Source organism: Vibrio sp. Vb1554 (assembly GCF_033344235.1).
This window is the reverse complement of the sequence record NZ_JAWPOJ010000225.1, coordinates 1-1322: the sequence shown is the minus strand read 5'-3', so window position 1 is coordinate 1322 and position 1322 is coordinate 1. Positions and strand designations below refer to the sequence as shown.

Here is a 1322-nt window from a genome sequence, read left to right as displayed (position 1 = left end):
CAGGGAAAATTCATGACGGCCATTGATTTTTAAGAGTTTTTATTTTTACGATTCTACCTAAGAGAAAAAATAGTCTGATACAAATCAACGAACATTCAAATACTCAAGGATCGATTTGACGATCATTTCCAGTGTTTTCTAATACCTCCATAGACAATTTGGAGGTCAACCGATGAGCGAACAACACCCATTTATGCATTTCAACGTGATAAGAGATTTCCGCCAAAAAGGCAAAGTCGAGCACAAGTTAATGGATATTATTTTATTAACAATTTGTGCGGTACTGTCTGGCCAGGATGACTGGAAGGGTATCTATCATTTCGGAGAAAGTCGAATTGATTTTCTGAAGCAATTTGGTGATTTTTCGGCTGGCTTACCATCGGCATCGACGATTGCACGAGTGATGGGAATGATTAATCCAACGCAGTTACAGCGCTGCTTCATTGAATGGATGAAAGAGTGCGTAAAACTGACAGAAGGTGAAGTAGTCGCGATCGATGGTAAGACCGTTCGTGGCTCTTATGATGATAGTCGAGGATTGGGTGCTATTCACATGGTAAATGCCTTTGCTACTGAGAACGGAGTCAGTCTTGGTCAGCATAAAGTGTTTGAGAAAAGCAATGAGATTACAGCGATCCCTAAGCTATTGGATTTATTGAATGTATCAGGCTGTTTAGTCACGATTGATGCGATGGGATGCCAGAAGAAAATCGCGCAAAAAATCCTGGAGAAAAACGCTGATTACTTACTTGCAGTGAAAGGTAATCAAGGTCGTTTAGAGCAGGCTTTTAATGAGTATTTTCATATGGGTATGCTGCAAAATCACGATGGTGATTCTTACAGTACCCAGGAAAAATCCCGAGGACGGCAAGAGACAAGATTAGCGTTAGTGAATGAAGATTTGAGCGTTCTAGGCGACCTTGAATTCGATTGGCCAGGTTTAAAAACGATGGGGATTGTGGTGTCAATTCGGCAAGAATCTGACGTTATCCAAGAGTCAGAAGTGTCGGTAAAGTATTACATAAGTTCGAAGCAACTAGATGCTAAAACTTTGTTAAATGCTACCCGTTCGCACTGGTTAGTGGAATCGATGCACTGGATGTTGGATACCGAGTTTGGTGAAGATGATTGCCGGAAACGAGCAGAGGACAGCGCAGAGAATTTCGCAAGGATCAGACAGATGTGTTTAAACATGCTTCGTAATGAAACGACGTTTAAAGCGAGTTTGAAACACAAAAGAGCGAAGTGTGCGATGGAACCGGAGTACCTTTATAAGGTTTTGACAGCCCTTGTAGGACGGGAATGTTCATGAATTTTCCCTG

Annotated in this window: 1 protein-coding gene; it reads left to right on the top strand. The window is 41.6% G+C overall.

Translation table 11 applies throughout. From position 1 onward, the window contains the following. Window positions 1–172 precede the first annotated feature (172 nt). On the top strand, window positions 173–1312 hold the full coding sequence (locus R8N28_RS25155; protein ID WP_318183655.1) for an ISAs1 family transposase: 1140 nt from the start codon (window positions 173–175) through the stop codon (window positions 1310–1312). Window positions 1313–1322: the final 10 nt, after the last annotated feature.